Here is a 14,128-nt window from a genome sequence, read left to right on the forward strand (position 1 = left end):
TTTGGAGGATGAAACAGTTTTTCCCTGCCGCAACGGTGGCGCGAGTCGTTGAGGGAGGACAAAATGGAATCGGCCGAACGGATTGCTGTCGAACATGAATGCGCGAAGCTGGTGCAGCGCTACTGCATCCTGGTCGACGAATATCGTCACGAGGAACTGGTCGGACTTTGGGCCGCGGACGGACTCTGGGAAACCTGGAAAGGGCCGCTGAAAGGCCATGCCGAGATGCGGGCCTATCTCGACGCCAAGGCGCAGACGGATACGACAATCCACATGGCGCACAACATAGTCATCGACGTCGTCAACGCGGACAATGCCACGGGCGTCGCGACATTCACCTACTACGGTACCAGCCGCGACGATCCCAAAGCCACTACGGCACGCGTTGTTGGGCGCTATTTCGACCGGTTCGTCCGCACGGCCGAGGGGTGGAGATTTGCCCATCGGCGCACGGACATGACGTTCCGTGCTGGTTGAGAAATTTAATTCATCTAACTGATTTGACAGGAATATCATGGCAGACACTTCACTCGCCGGAATGGCGGATTCGCTGCTCGGCAAAATCACACTGGTCAGCGGCGGCGGGGCAGGAATCGGGCGAGCGATCGCACTCGCCTACGGGCGTTGCGGCGCCGTAGTGGTCGTCGCGGAAAAGGACGCCGGACGGGCGGACAAGGTCCGCGCCGAACTCGACGTTGCCGGTGTTACCAACATCGTAGTCTGCTGCGACGTGACCGATAGAGAGGCCGTCGACAAGCTCATGGCACTCGTCGCTGATGGATTCGGTCGTCTCGACGTGCTGGTCAACAATGTCGGCGACTTCCTCGGCGTGAACAAGCCGTTCGCCGAGACTACGCGGGCCGAATGGAACGGCCTCTATGGCGTAAACCTCGAGCATATCTTCCTGATGACGCACGCAGCCCTGCCATTGCTCCGCCGGGGCGAGAACGCCAGCATCATCAATATCTCGACCATCGAGGCCTTCCGGGGCATCCCGAACTTTGCCGTCTACAGCGCGTTCAAGACGGCGATCACCGGCTTTACCAAGAGCCTTGCGCTGGAATTGGCGCCGGAGAACATTCGCGTCAACGCTATCGCGCCGGAGACCACCGAGACCGAGCAGATCCAGATCCTCAAGTGGATTCCGGAGGAACACCAGCACATGGTCAAGCGCTGGATGCCGCTCGGCCGCTATGGCCAGCCGGACGATTCTGCGGGCGCAGCACTGTTTCTGGCGTCGAATCTGTCGAGCTGGATCACCGGCACGACGATCAACCTCGACGGCGGCGCGCTGGCGGCGGGCGGTTGGCGCCAGACTGCCGACGGCACATGGACCAACCGGCCGGTGATCACCGCCCACGCGCACAAGGGCTGATCTGAAAAACGCGGCGCCGGCCGAGACCAATTTCGGCCGGCGCTGCCGCCGTGGCTTAATGGTGGTTGTCAGCCGACCGTCTGGGCGCCGTCGACCACCAGGATCGAACCGGAGACGAAACAGGCGTCGTCGGACGCGAGATAGGCGAAGGCGCTGGCAATATCCTCGGGGGAGCCGCTCTCCTTGCCGGCGAGCTTGGGCGGCTTGACCATGATCGCTGGATCCTGGTTTTCCATTGGCGCGAGGCCCGTGCTGATCTCTGTGGTCACGCGGCCAGGGCAGATGGCGTTGAAGCGCACACCCTTGGGGCCATATTCGGTTGCCAGCGACTTGGTCATGGCGATGATGCCCGCCTTCGACGCGGCATAGGCGGCGGCGTAGGCGATGCCATCAAGGCCAGCGGTCGAGGCGGTGCACACCACATTGCCACGCGAGGCGACAAGTGCTGGCAGCGCCTGCTGCACGATGTGGAAAACGCTTTCGAGATTGATGCCGAAGACGAGTGCCCATTCTTCGCCGGTCTGATTGGCGAAATGGTCGCGGCGGTAAATGCCGGCGTTGTTGATCAGACTGTCGAGGCGGCCATGCAGGGAAATAGCACTGTCCACCATCCGGCGTGCCGACTCCTTGTCGGCTGCGTCATATGCGATGGCATCGGCGCGCACGCCGAATTGCTCGACAGCCGCGGCGCAGACCTTTTCAGCGCCCTCCAGGTTGCGGTCGGCGAGGATCAGCGTTGCGCCCTCGGAAGCGAGGCGAAGTGCAGTTGCGCGGCCGATCCCGGTCGCAGCACCGGTGATCAGCACCACCTTGTTGTCGAAACGCTTGAGCCCCATTGTCTTCCTCGCTGAAATAGCAGCCGCGTCGCGTTCGGCGGCAATTGTACGGAGTAGACTAGCCGCCATGCCGTGCCGGCATCCCACATTCGGACGATGTTGCTGGCCACAAGCAGTGGCATCCGGCATGTAGCGCATTCGTGGCGCCTTCAATCGCCTCAAGCGTTTGAACGGCAAGAGACGCACCAAATCGTGCCTGATGGGACCGCATGATCCTCGAATTCACACCTGACCAGCAAATGATCCGCGAGGAAGCCGAGCGCTTCTTGCGCGAGCAGTCCTCATCGGAGGCGGTGCGCCGTGTCGTCGACGCTGGCGCTGCATATGATCCGGAGCTGTGGAGCAAAATCTCAAGCGAGCTCGGCTGGTGCGCCATGGCGATCCCCGAGGAATTCGGCGGGGTCGGACTCGGCGCCACCGAGATCGCTATCCTGATGGAGTTGACCGGCTCCCGCCTTGCCTGCGTGCCATTCTGGTCGACGGTGTGCCTGGCGGCACCACTCATCCAGGCGGCAGCAAGCGAGGAGGCCAAGGCAAAATACCTTGGCGCCATCGCAGCCGGCGAAATGGCCGTGACAGTCGCTTATGCCGATCTTTCCTCCGCTGAGCCGGCGAGCATGGTTTCGGTCAGGGCTGGGAAGACGGCTGGCGGCTACCGGCTTACCGGCAAGCTTGCGCAGGTCGTCGATCTTGCCGTAGCCGACCTGCTGCTCGTCCCGGCTTGCCTTGATGATGGAACGACAGCGCTGTTTGCACTGCCGCGCAATGCCGGCCACAAGATTGCGCCGCTCAAGGTGCTCGACGGCACGCGCCCGATTGCGTCGCTCGAGCTCGCAGGGCTCGAACTATCGGCGGAGTGCCGCATCGACGCCGGCGGTATGTCCGAAAGTCAGCTCCAGCAGGCTTTGTCCTTCGCCAATCTCGGCCTTGCCGCCGAGCAGGTCGGGGCCGCACAGGGTGCGCTCGACGGCACGCTCGCCTATATTGCCGTGCGCGTGCAGTTTGGCCGCACCATCGCCTCGTTCCAGGCGATCAAGCACCGCTGCGCAAGGCTGGTCGTCGACATAGCCGAGGCCCGCTCGCTGGTCTACGGCGCTGCCGCCGTACTTGGCGACGCCGATGCACAGGAGAGCGCTCTGGAAATCGCTGGCGCTCGCGCTATCGCCTCCGAAGTGCAGTTCCTTGCTGCCGAAGAGGCGATCCAGCTGCACGGCGGCGTCGGTTTCACCTGGGAATATGATCCGCATCTCTACTTCAAGCGAGCGCAGGCGAGTGCGGCTTTGCTCGGTTCGTGTGAGGCGCATCTCGACGGCATTGCCGCGGCTGTTTTCGGCGACGGAGGCCGGGCATGAGCGATCTTAACGCTTTCCGCGCCGAAGTGCGCGACTGGATGGAAACGCATCTGGTCGGCAAGTTCGCCGAGCTCAAGTTCCGTGGCGGTTCGGGAGAGGGCGATGCCTTGCCTGAATTGCGCAAGGAGTGGGATCGCGAGCTGGCGGCCGGCCGCTGGACCTGCCCGGGCTGGCCTGCCGAGCATGGCGGGCGCGGGCTTTCGGTCGCCGAACAGGTGGCCTTCCAGGAGGAATATGCCCGCGCCGGTGGTCCCGGCCGCATGGGGCATATCGGCGAAGGGCTGATGGGGCCGACACTGATTGCCTTCGGCACGGAGGAGCAGAAGAAGCGCTTCTTGCCCGGCATTCTCGGCGGGTCCGAATTCTGGTGCCAGGGCTATTCCGAGCCAAGTGCCGGGTCGGACTTCGGCAATATCAAGACACGCGCCAGACTGGATCCCGAAACCGGCGACTGGATCGTCTCTGGTCAGAAGGTGTGGACGTCGCTTGCGCATCTGTCCGACTGGATCTTCGTCGTCGCGCGCTGCGAAGAGGGCTCAGTCGGTCGCAACGGCCTGATCTTCCTTTTGATGCCGCTCGACCAGCCCGGTGTCGATATCCATCCGATCAAGCAGATCGGCGGCGGCTCCGAGTTCAACTCGGTGTTCTTCGACGAAGCGCGCGCCAAGGCCGAGCACGTCGTCGGTCAGCCCGGCGACGGCTGGAAGATCGCCATGGCGCTGCTCGGCTTCGAGCGCGGCATCTCCACGCTCGGCCAGCAGATGGGCTTCCAGCAAGAACTTGATCTGATCGTCGAGATCGCCAAGGAGAACGGCAGCGATCGCTCGCCCCTGATCCGGCAGCGCGTCGCCCGCGCCTGGGTCGGCCTGCGCGCCATGCGATACCTCGCCATGCGCGTGTTGAGCGACGAGCCGTCGGCGGACACGCGCCGCGAAGCGCTCGGCTACAAGTATCACTGGTCGAACTGGCACCGCGACCTCGGCCGCCTCGCCATGGACGTGCTGCGCATGGATGCCAATGTTGTGACCGACGATCCGCGCCGCGAGCGCCTGCAGCAGATGTTCCTGTTTGCGCGCGCCGACACGATCTACGGCGGCACCAACGAGATCCAGCTCAACATCATCGCCGAGCAGGGGCTCAACATGCCGAGGGAACAGCGCGGCAAGCTGTAATGCAAGACCGCACCGTTTTTCGTGCGGATAGGTTTTGGGAGGACCTGCATGGGAATTCGTGAGGCGGATCTGGGCGAACTGACAGCGCGCGACAGTCTGCGAAGGCTGGTTACGGCCTATTCCAGGGCTGTGGACCGGCGTGATTTCGCGCTGCTGCGCAGTCTTTATCACGACGACGCCCATGAAGTTCACGGCGATATGTTCGTCGGCGGCCCCGATGCTTATGTGGCGTTCGTCGAGAAGGCGCTGTCGAACTACGCTGCGACTGCGCACTACGTTGTCAATACAAGCTTCGAGATCGATGGAGACCACGCCGAGGGCGAGGTCTACAAGATCAACTACCACCGCACGCTCGGCCCCGACGCCCATGAGGTCATCACCGGAAGCCGCAGTCTCGACCGCTACAGGCGCGACAATGGCGAATGGCGCTTCATGGGGCGCTCGATCACGCTCGACTGGTCGACCAAGCGCGGTGTCGACGCCGACGCCTACCGCGATTTCGCCGCCGGCAGCCCGCCCGGACGGCCGGGACCGGATGACCTTTCCTACGAGGTCCTGAAGCTGTTCGGCCGCTTCAGCACCTGATCGAAGAACAGTGCAAAAGCGGAACATTCCGCGCGGAGGAAACATGACTGCACAGCCAGGACAATTCGCCGGCAAGATTGCCGTGGTGACCGGCGCCGGAAACGGCATCGGTCGTGCCATTGCAATTGCCTTTGCCCAGGATGGCGCCGATGTCGCCATCCTCGACCGCGAGGCAGAGGCGCTTGCCGAGACGGCTGAACTTGTGCGCGCCCTGAACGTCAAGGCGCTGCCGCTGGTCGGTGACCTGACGAACCAGGAAGTCGTCACCGGCAGTTTTGCCCGCATCAAGCGCGAACTCGGTCCGGTCGACATCCTGGTCAACAACATCGGCCAGACGGCACGCGAGAACTATTCCGAGTTCTGGCAGGCCAAGCCCGAGACGCTGCAGTTCGTGGTCGGTGTGTCGCTAATGACGACGCTCATGTGCTCGCGCCAAGTGGTCGAGGACATGCGCGAGCGCCGCACCGGCAAGATCGTCAGCATCTCGTCCGACTCGGCCATGAACGGCGACATCGGTTGTGTCGACTACGCCTCGGCCAAGTCCGGCGTTCTGGGATTTACCCGCGCGCTCGCCCGGGAATTGGGGCCGTTCAAGGTCAACGTCAACGCCGTCTGTCCCGGGCCGACGAACACACGCGCCATGCAGCGCATCCCCAAGGACGCCTATGAAAGGGCCAAGAATGCCATCCCGCTGGGCGAACTCAGCGAGCCGGAAGATATCGCCAATGCGGTCATTTTCCTGTCCAGCGACAAGGCGCGCTTCATCACCGGCCAGACGCTGATGGTCAATGGCGGCCGCGTCTTCTACTGAACTGGGACGTTAGTTCATTCAGACGATGTTCGCCTTTGTGCGGCGCATCATTTGGAAAGAGACAGCGCGATCGCCCCAACGCAGCTAGCAAAGGGGCGGTCGCCAAAAATTCCAGCGAGAGAGAACGAGCATGACCCTGCATACCGTATTGTGCGAACGCCTTGGCAGCCGATACCCGGTGGTGCAGACGGCCATGGGCTGGGTTGCCGACGCCAACCTGACTGCCGCCACTTGCAACGCCGGCGGCTTCGGGTTCTTCGCCGGTGCCACGACCGAACCGGGCGACGTCGAGAACCAGCTCCTTGCCATCAAGGCGAAGACCGACCGTCCCTTTGGCGTCAACTTCCACATGTTCCAGCCGAACGCCGAGGAAGTGATTGCGGCTGTCATCAAGCACAAGGTGCGCGCCGTCAGCTATGGCCGCGGCCCCGACGCCAAGACGATCAAGCGGCTCAAGGATGCCGGCGTGGTCTGCATGCCGACCGTTGGCGCGGTCAAGCACGCGGTCAAGGCAGTCGAACTCGGGGCCGACATCATCACGGTGCAGGGCGGCGAGGGCGGTGGCCATACCGGTGCCGTGCCGACGACCATCCTTCTGCCCCAGGTGCTCGACGCGGTGAAGGTGCCGGTCGTGGCTGCCGGTGGCTTCTTCGATGGTCGCGGCCTTGCAGCAGCACTCGGATACGGCGCGGCCGGCATTGCCATGGGAACGCGCTTCCTGATGACCAAGGAATCGCCGGTGCCCCGTTCGGCGCTTGACCGCTACCTCGCCACCAAGGATCCGACGCTGATCCGCACGACGACCGCTGTCGATGGCATGCCGCAGCGCTTCATCGAGAACGCCGAGATCAAGCGTCTCGAGAACATGGGCCTGCCGGCGCGGCTTGCCATGAGCATGAAATATGCTCGCCAGTGGGGCAAGGAATCCGGCCTCGGCCCGATCGCCATGGCCAAGCTGGGGCTCAAGGTTCTGTCAAGCGGCGAAAACAGCTTCGCCCAGACGGTAATGGCGCCGAACCTGCCGACGCTGGTGCAGCGCGGCGTGGTCCAGGGCAATACCGAAACCGGCCTGCTGCCGTCCGGCCAGGCAGCGGCGATGATCGACAAGCTCGAAAGCTGCGAAGAACTGATCGCGCGCATCGTTGCCGAGGCAGAAGCACGCATTAAGGCAACTTCGGCGCTCGTCGCCGCGAACTAAGGGAGAATTCGGATGAGCGAACAGTTCAGGACCAGTATCGAGGCAGGCATTGCCGAGCTGGTGATCGAAAACCCACCGGTCAACGCGCTCGACAGCTTCGGCTGGCGCAAGCTCTCACAAGTCATCGATGGGCTCAACGCCGACCCGGAAGTACGGGTGATCGTCATCCGCGCCGAGGGCAGGGGTTTCTGCGCCGGCGTCGACATCAAGGAATTGCAGAAGCATCCTGAGCGCATTCCAGAAGTGAATGCCGGCAACTGGGAAACCTTCCGCGCGGTTCATCGCGGCCTCAAGCCGGTAATCGTGGCTGCGCATGGCTACATCCTGGGCGGCGGCATCGGCATCTGCGGTTCGGCCGACATCATCGTCTGCTCACCCGATGCGACCTTCGGCGTGCCGGAAGTCGATCGCGGCGCACTCGGCGCCGGCGCGCATCTGCAGCGCCTGTTCCCAGTGCAGAAGGTGCGCCAGATGTACTTCACCGGCGAGCCGATCGATGCGGCCGAGGCCTACCGTCTCGGTGCAGTCGAAAAAATCGTCCCGCGTGAGGAATTGCGCGCGGCGGCCATGGAAATCGCCAAGACGATCGCGGCCAAGAGCGCGATCATGATCCGTCTCGCCAAGGAAGCGCTGAACGGTGTCGAGGACGGCGATCTCGAGAAGAAATACCGCTGGGAGCAGGGTTTCACCGCCCAGGCTTATCTCACCCAGGAATCGCAGGAGGCGCGCGACGCCTTCGTCGGCAAGCGCGACGCCGACTTCAAAAAGTAATCAAGACCAGGACGCCCACGACATGACTGCCACCAAGATTCTCCCAGCACCGCCCTATGTCGAAGGCCATGGCCTGCTCAAGGGCCGCTCGGTTCTCATCACCGCCGCTGCCGGCGTCGGCATCGGCTTTGCGGCCGCGCGCAAGGCAATTGAAGAAGGCTGCCGCGCCATCATGATCTCCGACGTTCATGAGCGTCGCTTGGCCGAGGCCGCGGAGAAGCTGCGCGAGTACTCGGCAACCGTCGAGATTTACAGCCAGCTCTGCAACGTCACCGATGAAGAACAGGTCCAGGCGCTGGTCGACGCGGCCGAGGAAAAGCTCGGCGGCATCGACGTGCTGATCAACAATGCCGGTCTCGGTGGCCTCAAGCCGGTGGTCGAGATGACCGACGCGGAATGGAACCTCGTCCTCGACGTCACGCTCACCGGCACGATGCGCATGACGCGCGCGGCACTGAAGAAGATGCAGCCGCGCGGCAAGGGCGCCATCATCAACAACGCCTCCGTGCTCGGCTGGCGCGCCCAGAAGGGCCAGTCGCACTATGCCGCCGCCAAGGCCGGCGTGATGGCCTTCACCCGCTGCTCGGCGGTGGAAGCTGCCGAATACGGCATCCGCATCAACGCTGTGTCGCCGTCGATTGCCATGCACGACTTCCTCAAGAAGTCTGCGCCGCAGGAACAGCTCGACGCGCTGACCAGCCTCGAGGCCTTCGGGCGCGCGGCTGAGGTGTGGGAAATCGCCAACGTCATGATGTTCCTGGCCAGCGACTATGCCGGCTACATGGTCGGCGAGATCGTCTCCGTTTCCAGCCAGAGGGCGTGAGGATGGGGCTCGTCTTCTCCTCGCCCGAAGAGGCGGTGGCGGCAATCGGCCAGAATCTCGGTTCGAGCGACTGGCTGACGATCGACCAGAAGCGCATCGACACTTTTGCCGAGGCGACAGGCGACCACCAGTGGATCCATGTCGATCCCGTCCTGGCAAAGGACGGGCCGTTTGGCACCACGGTGGCCCATGGCTGCCTGACGTTCTCGCTGATCAACGGTTTCCTGCCTGATCTGTTCAAGGCGGAAGGCATGAAGATGGGCATCAATTACGGCTGCGACCGGCTGCGCTTTCCAGCACCCGTGCCGGTCGGTTCGAAGGTCAGGGCCATCGGCGAACTGGTCAATGCCGAGCTTTTGGCCGGAAACGCCGTTCAGACGACCGTGCGGGTGACCATCGAGATCGAGGGTTCGGCGAAGCCAGGCTGCGTCGCCGACATGGTGGGACGCTACTATTTCTGAGGCGTCGAGGTACGCCGTTCAGGTATCGGAGATGACAATGGACAAGACGAGCGACGCGCAAGCGGAGATTCTTGCGCGGCTGGACCGGCTCGAGTCGCGAGACGAGATCCGTCAGCTGATCTCGAAATATTCGCTGGCGCTAGACATGCGCGACATGAGTGCGATGGCCTCACTCTTCGCACCGGACGTCAAGGTCGGCGGGGGCAAATCGGGCAGGGCAGCGCTACGCGACTGGCTCGACGATACGATGCGCAAGCAGTTCGACGGCACATCGCATCACGTCGGTTCGACAATCATCGAATTCATCGATGCCGACAATGCGGTCGGCGTCGTCTACTCCAAGAACGAGCACGAGTGCGGGGCGGAATGGGTCATCATGCAAATGATGTACTACGACCGTTACGAGCGCATCGATGGCCGCTGGTGCTTCCGCCGCCGCCAGCCGCTCTACTGGTACGCCACCGATCTCAACAGGCCGCCTGTCGGATCGCGCAAGATGCGCTGGCCCGGCCGCGAGCCCTATGAGGGGTCGTTCCACGATCTGTTCCCGTCCTGGAAGGAATTCTGGGCGCGTTCCGGTCCCGAAGAAGCGCTGCCGGAGCCGGCACCGCTCGAAACTTTCATTGAAACCATGCGGAAAGGCAACGAAGTCCGTGGAAACCGCGTACGCTGACAACATGATCGCCGACAGGCTTTTTCGGCCGATCAAGGTCGGCCAGCTTGAACTGGCAAACCGCATCGCCATGGCGCCGATGTCGCGCTATTTCTGCGAGGACGGCGTGCCGCATGACAAGGTCTCGGCCTACTATTCGCGTCGCGCACTCAACCAGGTCGGGCTGATCATCACCGAGGCGACCTATATCGGACATCCGACGGCGCCGAGCTACGAGGGCGTTCCCCACTTCCACGGCGAAGCGGCCCTGGCGGGATGGGAGAAAGTGCGCGCGGCAGTGCACGCCGCGGGCGGCAAGATCTTCCCGCAGCTCTGGCACACCGGCAGCTTCCGCAACTCCGCCATGGCTCCCCAGCCGGGTGTACCGGGCGTCGGCCCTTCGGAAAACCTGAATGCCTTCACCGGGCATCCCGAACCGACCAAGGCGATGACCGAAAGGGAAATCATTGAGGTCATCGAAGCCTATGCGGATGCAGCCGAAGCAGCCCAGAAACTGGGCTTCGACGGTGTCGAGATCCATGGCGCGCATGGCTACCTGATCGATGAGTTCTTCTGGGCGACATCCAACCGCCGCACCGACCGATACGGTGGAGACCGTCGCCAGCGCACCCGTTTCGCCGTCGAAGTGATTGAGGCAATGCGTGACCGCGTTGGCCCGGATTTCCCGATCTCCTTCCGCTATTCGCAATGGAAGCAGCAGGACTACAAGGCGGTGCTTGGCGAAACCCCGGCTGAACTCGCCGAGGTGCTGCAGCCGCTGGTCGATGCCGGCGTCAGCATCATGCACTGCTCGACGCGCCGCGTCTGGGAGCCTGGCTTTGCCAACGAAGGCGACCTGACGCTCGCCGGCTGGACCAAAAAGCTGACCGGGCTGCCTGTCATTGCGGTGGGCGGCGTCGGCCTCGATCGGCCGGGCCTCAATGCGGCCGAAGTTGCGCCGCTCGATGTCATCGAAAAGCCTTTGGCTCGCGACGAGTTCGACATTCTGGCCGTCGGCCGTGCGCTGCTAGCCGATCCGGCCTGGGCGCTCAAGGTCAAGCAAGGCCGCACCAACGAAGGCGTCGGCTACACCAAAGAACAGCTCAAGTCGCTGTTCTGATGCCACCAAAGGGGCGCCGTACCGGGAAACCGTGGCGCCTCTTTCGCCTGTGGCGACAGGCTGTGCCTATCACCGACAGCCAGGCAGCTTCGATCCAAGAATGACAATAGAGCAAAAAGAAGCGCCGGGGACCATGTCCGCCGGCGCTTTCATTGTCAGCGTATGGGACCGCCCAGGCCTACGCGGCCTGGCGCGGTCCATGGCCGAGGATGACGGCGCTGTTGAGCACCAGGCGCACCAGTTCGGTCTGGCGTGTGATCCCGCTCTTGGAGAAAATCGAACGCAGGTGGGCGCGCGCTGTATTACGGCTGATGTCGAGCGAGGTTGCCGCATCTTCGAGCGATAGACCGGCGGTCAGGCGGCGCGCGACCGCAGCTTCCGCTGGCGTGAGATCGAACAACTGACGAACGAGTTCGCCCTCGACCTCCGGGTTGGTCTCCGGGTCCCTGATATAAACGGCAACCGCCGAATTTGCCGCCGCGGCGCTATCCTTGTTGGCCTGGATCGGGCGAACGATGACGCCGAGATTGCGCGACCCGGACAGCTTGGTCAGCGACAGGCCGCGCGAGGCGGGAGCCTCGGCACTCGCGGCGCTGCTCATCGCGGCCTTAATGGCGCTCTGGAACTCGCGATCTTCCTTGGCGGAGGTCGCACGCAGCCGATTTCCCTGGATCTGCAGGCCGTCGCGGGCTTCGAGGAAGCGGTTGGCAGCGTCCGACGCCCTGACGATCTTGCCCGAGTGATCGAGGATGACGACGCCAACATAGAGCCGATCCATGACATCGGAATAGAGCGTGCGCTCGACCTCGTTGGCGCCCATGCGCCAGGACATTTCGATGCCGCGGGCAAGTTGCGAGACCAGGATTTCGCAGACCGATGCCGCTTCTTCGTTGAACTTCGCATCCGCACGGTCACGGAATACCCACAAGGTGTAGCGGGCAGACTCGTCGGCAGTGACAAGAGAAGCCGACATCGGCTGGCAGCGCTCGGTGAGGTAGCTCAGTTGCGCTGGGCGCGGAAGAGGCGTTCCCGAGTCGTCAGTCATGTTCTCGTCGATCTCGGTGAAGACATAGAATGTCTCACCGGTACGGACCCGATCCTCGATGACGACGACGGCCGCATAGGCATCGAACTGCTCGCGAACCAGTTCGAGCGTGTTCCTCAGCGGACCGCCATTGTGAAGGCTCTCCGAAACGCGATTGAGGAAATGGCCGAATTCAACGATGGACCTAGAATGAAACGTCACCTTGGAACTCCCCAATATCCGCCGCACGGACCATAGGGCGTGCGGAACCAGTCCCTGGCAGTGGAGTGCACGCCAGGATTGTGAACGATTTGGATTTTTCGCTAGGGCCGTCGGAAGGCCCAGGGCGTCGGCGTATCAGGATGGAGGGAGAAAGCCTCGTCGGGCATAGCGCCGGACAAGCGAAGACGCAGTTGTGAGGCAGAACCGTCTCGAACCGGTCATCGCGCTTCCTCCCGAATGCGAAATGATTAACGTCGACAGTTATGTCACTAAATCGACACGTCGTCAAATCTCAAATGGTCAGCGTAGAATTTTTGACACCATGTCAGCAGTGGATAAGTTCTGAGCAGGCTGCAAACGAAACGGGCCGGGTCTTGCGACCCGGCCCGTTCAATCCAGAAATCCCAGATTTGCTTATGCGCCGCAGTTGGCGCGCTCGACCATACCGTCTTCGCGCAGCTTGTAGGCGTTCTTGACGACCTTGATCGACTCGGGAGCCGGCAGGAAGTGGCTGGTCGCGCTCGCCTGGATGGGGCCGGTGAGCATTTCCACCTTCGAGGCGTTCTCCTGCAGCCAAGCCGCAATCGACGGACCATCAGTCTTGCCGGAGCCGTTGATCGCAGCCGCAAGCACGATCGGCTGGATGTAGTAAGGGATCAGTGCAGGGGCGCCGCCCATGCGGTCGACATCTGCGACCTGCTCCTTGGCGCGCTTGACGAACTTCGCGAACGGCGATTCGCCGACCGCATCGCTCGGGCAGTAGGTCATGCCGACGAACTGGACGCTGTAGACGTCCTTGAACGCCTCTTCGCCGACGACGCCGGCGTTGCCGACGGCATAGTTGGTCATGGTCTGGCTGGCCAGAACCGGAACGTCCCAACCAATGTCGGCGCGGTTTTCAAGCAACTTGCGCGAATCGTCGCCGATCGAGTTGATCAGCAGGATCGCCTCGGCACCCGAGCTGCGCATCTGGAACAGCTGCGGGGTCATGTCCTCGGTACGGAACGCAAATTCCTGCACTGCCGTCGGCTCGATGCCGCGCGACTTGAGGTAGTCGACGATTTCCACCACGGCAGCCTTGGACATGCCGCCATTGTCCGAGATCAGAGCCAGCTTCTTGAGCTTCAGGACGTCGAGCGCATAGTCGATGTTCGGCTTCATCTGGTTGAGGCCAGTCACCGAACCCGAGAAGTGGAGCGGACCCGCTTCCGGAGTAAGCTGAGTGGATGCCGCCGACGAAACCTGGGCGATACCCTTTTCGGTTGCGACCGGAACGACCGGGATGGTCTCCTGGCTGGTGGCAGGGCCGACCAGTGCCTGGACCTTTTCGTTCTCGATCAGGCGACGGACTTCGCTGACCGCGTGGGTCGGGTCGGTCATGGTGTCGCCGAGCACGAGCTCTGCCTTCTTGCCGAGGATGCCGCCAGCGGCGTTGATGTCCTCAATTGCCAGTTTCCAGCCCACTTCGGCCGTCTTGCCGATCGACGCGCCGCCACCGGTGAGCGACATGATGCCACCGATCTTGATCGTTTCGTCCGCCTGCGAAATGCCGGCAGACAACGCCAACGCGGCCACCGAAACCATTCCGATGGTCAGACGACGAGTAATGGAACTATTCCATTGGAAGTGCATGCGTATCTCCTCCGCTTACTTCACCGGGAAACTGGCCACACCGCTTTTTGTGGCGCATCGTCCGGTCGGACGATGGCGCGATTGCGCGCTGCAG

15 protein-coding genes are annotated in these 14,128 nt (G+C 62.8%); 12 read left to right on the top strand and 3 right to left on the bottom strand.

Annotated features, from left to right (window positions below; genetic code table 11):
• Positions 1 to 63: 63 nt before the first annotated feature.
• The gene (locus ABSY17_RS13495) at positions 64 to 477 is read left to right on the top strand and encodes a nuclear transport factor 2 family protein (protein WP_378951456.1); all 414 of its coding nucleotides are present in this window, start codon (positions 64 to 66) and stop codon (positions 475 to 477) included.
• Between the two features lie 37 nt (positions 478 to 514).
• The gene (locus ABSY17_RS13500; protein WP_378951459.1) at positions 515 to 1,375 is read left to right on the top strand and encodes an SDR family NAD(P)-dependent oxidoreductase; all 861 of its coding nucleotides are present in this window, start codon (positions 515 to 517) and stop codon (positions 1,373 to 1,375) included.
• Positions 1,376 to 1,443: 68 nt separating this feature from the next.
• Here ABSY17_RS13500 and ABSY17_RS13505 read toward each other — a convergent pair whose 3' ends face one another.
• On the bottom strand, positions 1,444 to 2,211 hold the full coding sequence (locus tag ABSY17_RS13505; protein WP_378951462.1) for an SDR family NAD(P)-dependent oxidoreductase: 768 nt from the start codon (positions 2,209 to 2,211) through the stop codon (positions 1,444 to 1,446).
• Positions 2,212 to 2,420: 209 nt separating this feature from the next.
• Here ABSY17_RS13505 and ABSY17_RS13510 point away from each other — a divergent pair, with 209 nt between their 5' ends.
• The 10 genes from ABSY17_RS13510 (at position 2,421) to ABSY17_RS13555 (ending at position 11,156) form a co-directional block, all read left to right on the top strand.
• Positions 2,421 to 3,563 carry an acyl-CoA dehydrogenase family protein gene (locus tag ABSY17_RS13510; protein ID WP_378951465.1) on the top strand — a complete coding sequence of 381 codons (1,143 nt, stop codon included), beginning with the start codon at positions 2,421 to 2,423 and terminating at the stop codon, positions 3,561 to 3,563.
• Positions 3,560 to 4,735, top strand: a complete 1,176-nt coding sequence (locus tag ABSY17_RS13515) for an acyl-CoA dehydrogenase family protein (RefSeq protein WP_378951468.1) — start codon at positions 3,560 to 3,562, stop codon at positions 4,733 to 4,735. The genes ABSY17_RS13510 and ABSY17_RS13515 overlap by 4 nt, the downstream gene beginning before the upstream one ends.
• Before the next feature lie 48 nt (positions 4,736 to 4,783).
• On the top strand, positions 4,784 to 5,320 hold the full coding sequence (locus ABSY17_RS13520; RefSeq protein WP_378951472.1) for a nuclear transport factor 2 family protein: 537 nt from the start codon (positions 4,784 to 4,786) through the stop codon (positions 5,318 to 5,320).
• Between the two features lie 43 nt (positions 5,321 to 5,363).
• Entirely contained in the window at positions 5,364 to 6,131 is a 768-nt protein-coding gene (locus tag ABSY17_RS13525; protein ID WP_378951475.1) for an SDR family NAD(P)-dependent oxidoreductase, read from the top strand.
• A 130-nt stretch (positions 6,132 to 6,261) separates the two neighbouring features.
• On the top strand, positions 6,262 to 7,329 hold the full coding sequence (locus tag ABSY17_RS13530; protein WP_378951478.1) for an NAD(P)H-dependent flavin oxidoreductase: 1,068 nt from the start codon (positions 6,262 to 6,264) through the stop codon (positions 7,327 to 7,329).
• A 12-nt stretch (positions 7,330 to 7,341) separates the two neighbouring features.
• Positions 7,342 to 8,100 carry an enoyl-CoA hydratase family protein gene (locus ABSY17_RS13535; protein WP_378951481.1) on the top strand — a complete coding sequence of 253 codons (759 nt, stop codon included), beginning with the start codon at positions 7,342 to 7,344 and terminating at the stop codon, positions 8,098 to 8,100.
• A gap of 22 nt (positions 8,101 to 8,122) precedes the next feature.
• The gene (locus tag ABSY17_RS13540) at positions 8,123 to 8,923 is read left to right on the top strand and encodes an SDR family oxidoreductase (protein ID WP_378951484.1); all 801 of its coding nucleotides are present in this window, start codon (positions 8,123 to 8,125) and stop codon (positions 8,921 to 8,923) included.
• 2 nt (positions 8,924 to 8,925) lie between these two features.
• A complete protein-coding gene (locus ABSY17_RS13545; RefSeq protein WP_378951487.1) occupies positions 8,926 to 9,384 on the top strand; it encodes a MaoC family dehydratase in 459 nt (152 codons plus the stop codon).
• Positions 9,385 to 9,421: 37 nt separating this feature from the next.
• Entirely contained in the window at positions 9,422 to 10,057 is a 636-nt protein-coding gene (locus tag ABSY17_RS13550; protein WP_378951489.1) for a nuclear transport factor 2 family protein, read from the top strand.
• Positions 10,058 to 10,061: 4 nt separating this feature from the next.
• Positions 10,062 to 11,156, top strand: coding sequence for an NADH:flavin oxidoreductase (locus ABSY17_RS13555; protein ID WP_378952655.1), 1,095 nt, complete (start codon positions 10,062 to 10,064; stop codon positions 11,154 to 11,156).
• 178 nt (positions 11,157 to 11,334) lie between these two features.
• On the opposite strand, the gene ABSY17_RS13560 is transcribed toward ABSY17_RS13555, so the two are convergent.
• Both ABSY17_RS13560 and ABSY17_RS13565 read right to left on the bottom strand, forming a co-directional pair.
• The gene (locus ABSY17_RS13560; protein ID WP_378951492.1) at positions 11,335 to 12,402 is read right to left on the bottom strand and encodes a helix-turn-helix transcriptional regulator; all 1,068 of its coding nucleotides are present in this window, start codon (positions 12,400 to 12,402) and stop codon (positions 11,335 to 11,337) included.
• Between the two features lie 414 nt (positions 12,403 to 12,816).
• A complete protein-coding gene (locus tag ABSY17_RS13565) occupies positions 12,817 to 14,034 on the bottom strand; it encodes an ABC transporter substrate-binding protein (protein ID WP_378951495.1) in 1,218 nt (405 codons plus the stop codon).
• Positions 14,035 to 14,128 lie beyond the last annotated feature (94 nt).

It is taken from the genome of Mesorhizobium sp. ANAO-SY3R2 (genome assembly GCF_042466635.1).
Classification (GTDB): domain Bacteria; phylum Pseudomonadota; class Alphaproteobacteria; order Rhizobiales; family Rhizobiaceae; genus Aminobacter.

Bases quoted from the DNA above. Each gene is read 5' to 3' on its own strand.
- ABSY17_RS13495 (WP_378951456.1), top strand. From the start codon at position 64: ATGGAATCGGCCGAACGGATTGCTGTCGAACATGAATGCGCGAAGCTG.
- ABSY17_RS13500 (WP_378951459.1), top strand. From the start codon at position 515: ATGGCAGACACTTCACTCGCCGGAATGGCGGATTCGCTGCTCGGCAAA.
- ABSY17_RS13505 (WP_378951462.1), bottom strand. From the start codon at position 2,211: ATGGGGCTCAAGCGTTTCGACAACAAGGTGGTGCTGATCACCGGTGCT.
- ABSY17_RS13510 (WP_378951465.1), top strand. From the start codon at position 2,421: ATGATCCTCGAATTCACACCTGACCAGCAAATGATCCGCGAGGAAGCC.
- ABSY17_RS13515 (WP_378951468.1), top strand. From the start codon at position 3,560: ATGAGCGATCTTAACGCTTTCCGCGCCGAAGTGCGCGACTGGATGGAA.
- ABSY17_RS13520 (WP_378951472.1), top strand. From the start codon at position 4,784: ATGGGAATTCGTGAGGCGGATCTGGGCGAACTGACAGCGCGCGACAGT.
- ABSY17_RS13525 (WP_378951475.1), top strand. From the start codon at position 5,364: ATGACTGCACAGCCAGGACAATTCGCCGGCAAGATTGCCGTGGTGACC.
- ABSY17_RS13530 (WP_378951478.1), top strand. From the start codon at position 6,262: ATGACCCTGCATACCGTATTGTGCGAACGCCTTGGCAGCCGATACCCG.
- ABSY17_RS13535 (WP_378951481.1), top strand. From the start codon at position 7,342: ATGAGCGAACAGTTCAGGACCAGTATCGAGGCAGGCATTGCCGAGCTG.
- ABSY17_RS13540 (WP_378951484.1), top strand. From the start codon at position 8,123: ATGACTGCCACCAAGATTCTCCCAGCACCGCCCTATGTCGAAGGCCAT.
- ABSY17_RS13545 (WP_378951487.1), top strand. From the start codon at position 8,926: ATGGGGCTCGTCTTCTCCTCGCCCGAAGAGGCGGTGGCGGCAATCGGC.
- ABSY17_RS13550 (WP_378951489.1), top strand. From the start codon at position 9,422: ATGGACAAGACGAGCGACGCGCAAGCGGAGATTCTTGCGCGGCTGGAC.
- ABSY17_RS13555 (WP_378952655.1), top strand. From the start codon at position 10,062: ATGATCGCCGACAGGCTTTTTCGGCCGATCAAGGTCGGCCAGCTTGAA.
- ABSY17_RS13565 (WP_378951495.1), bottom strand. From the start codon at position 14,034: ATGCACTTCCAATGGAATAGTTCCATTACTCGTCGTCTGACCATCGGA.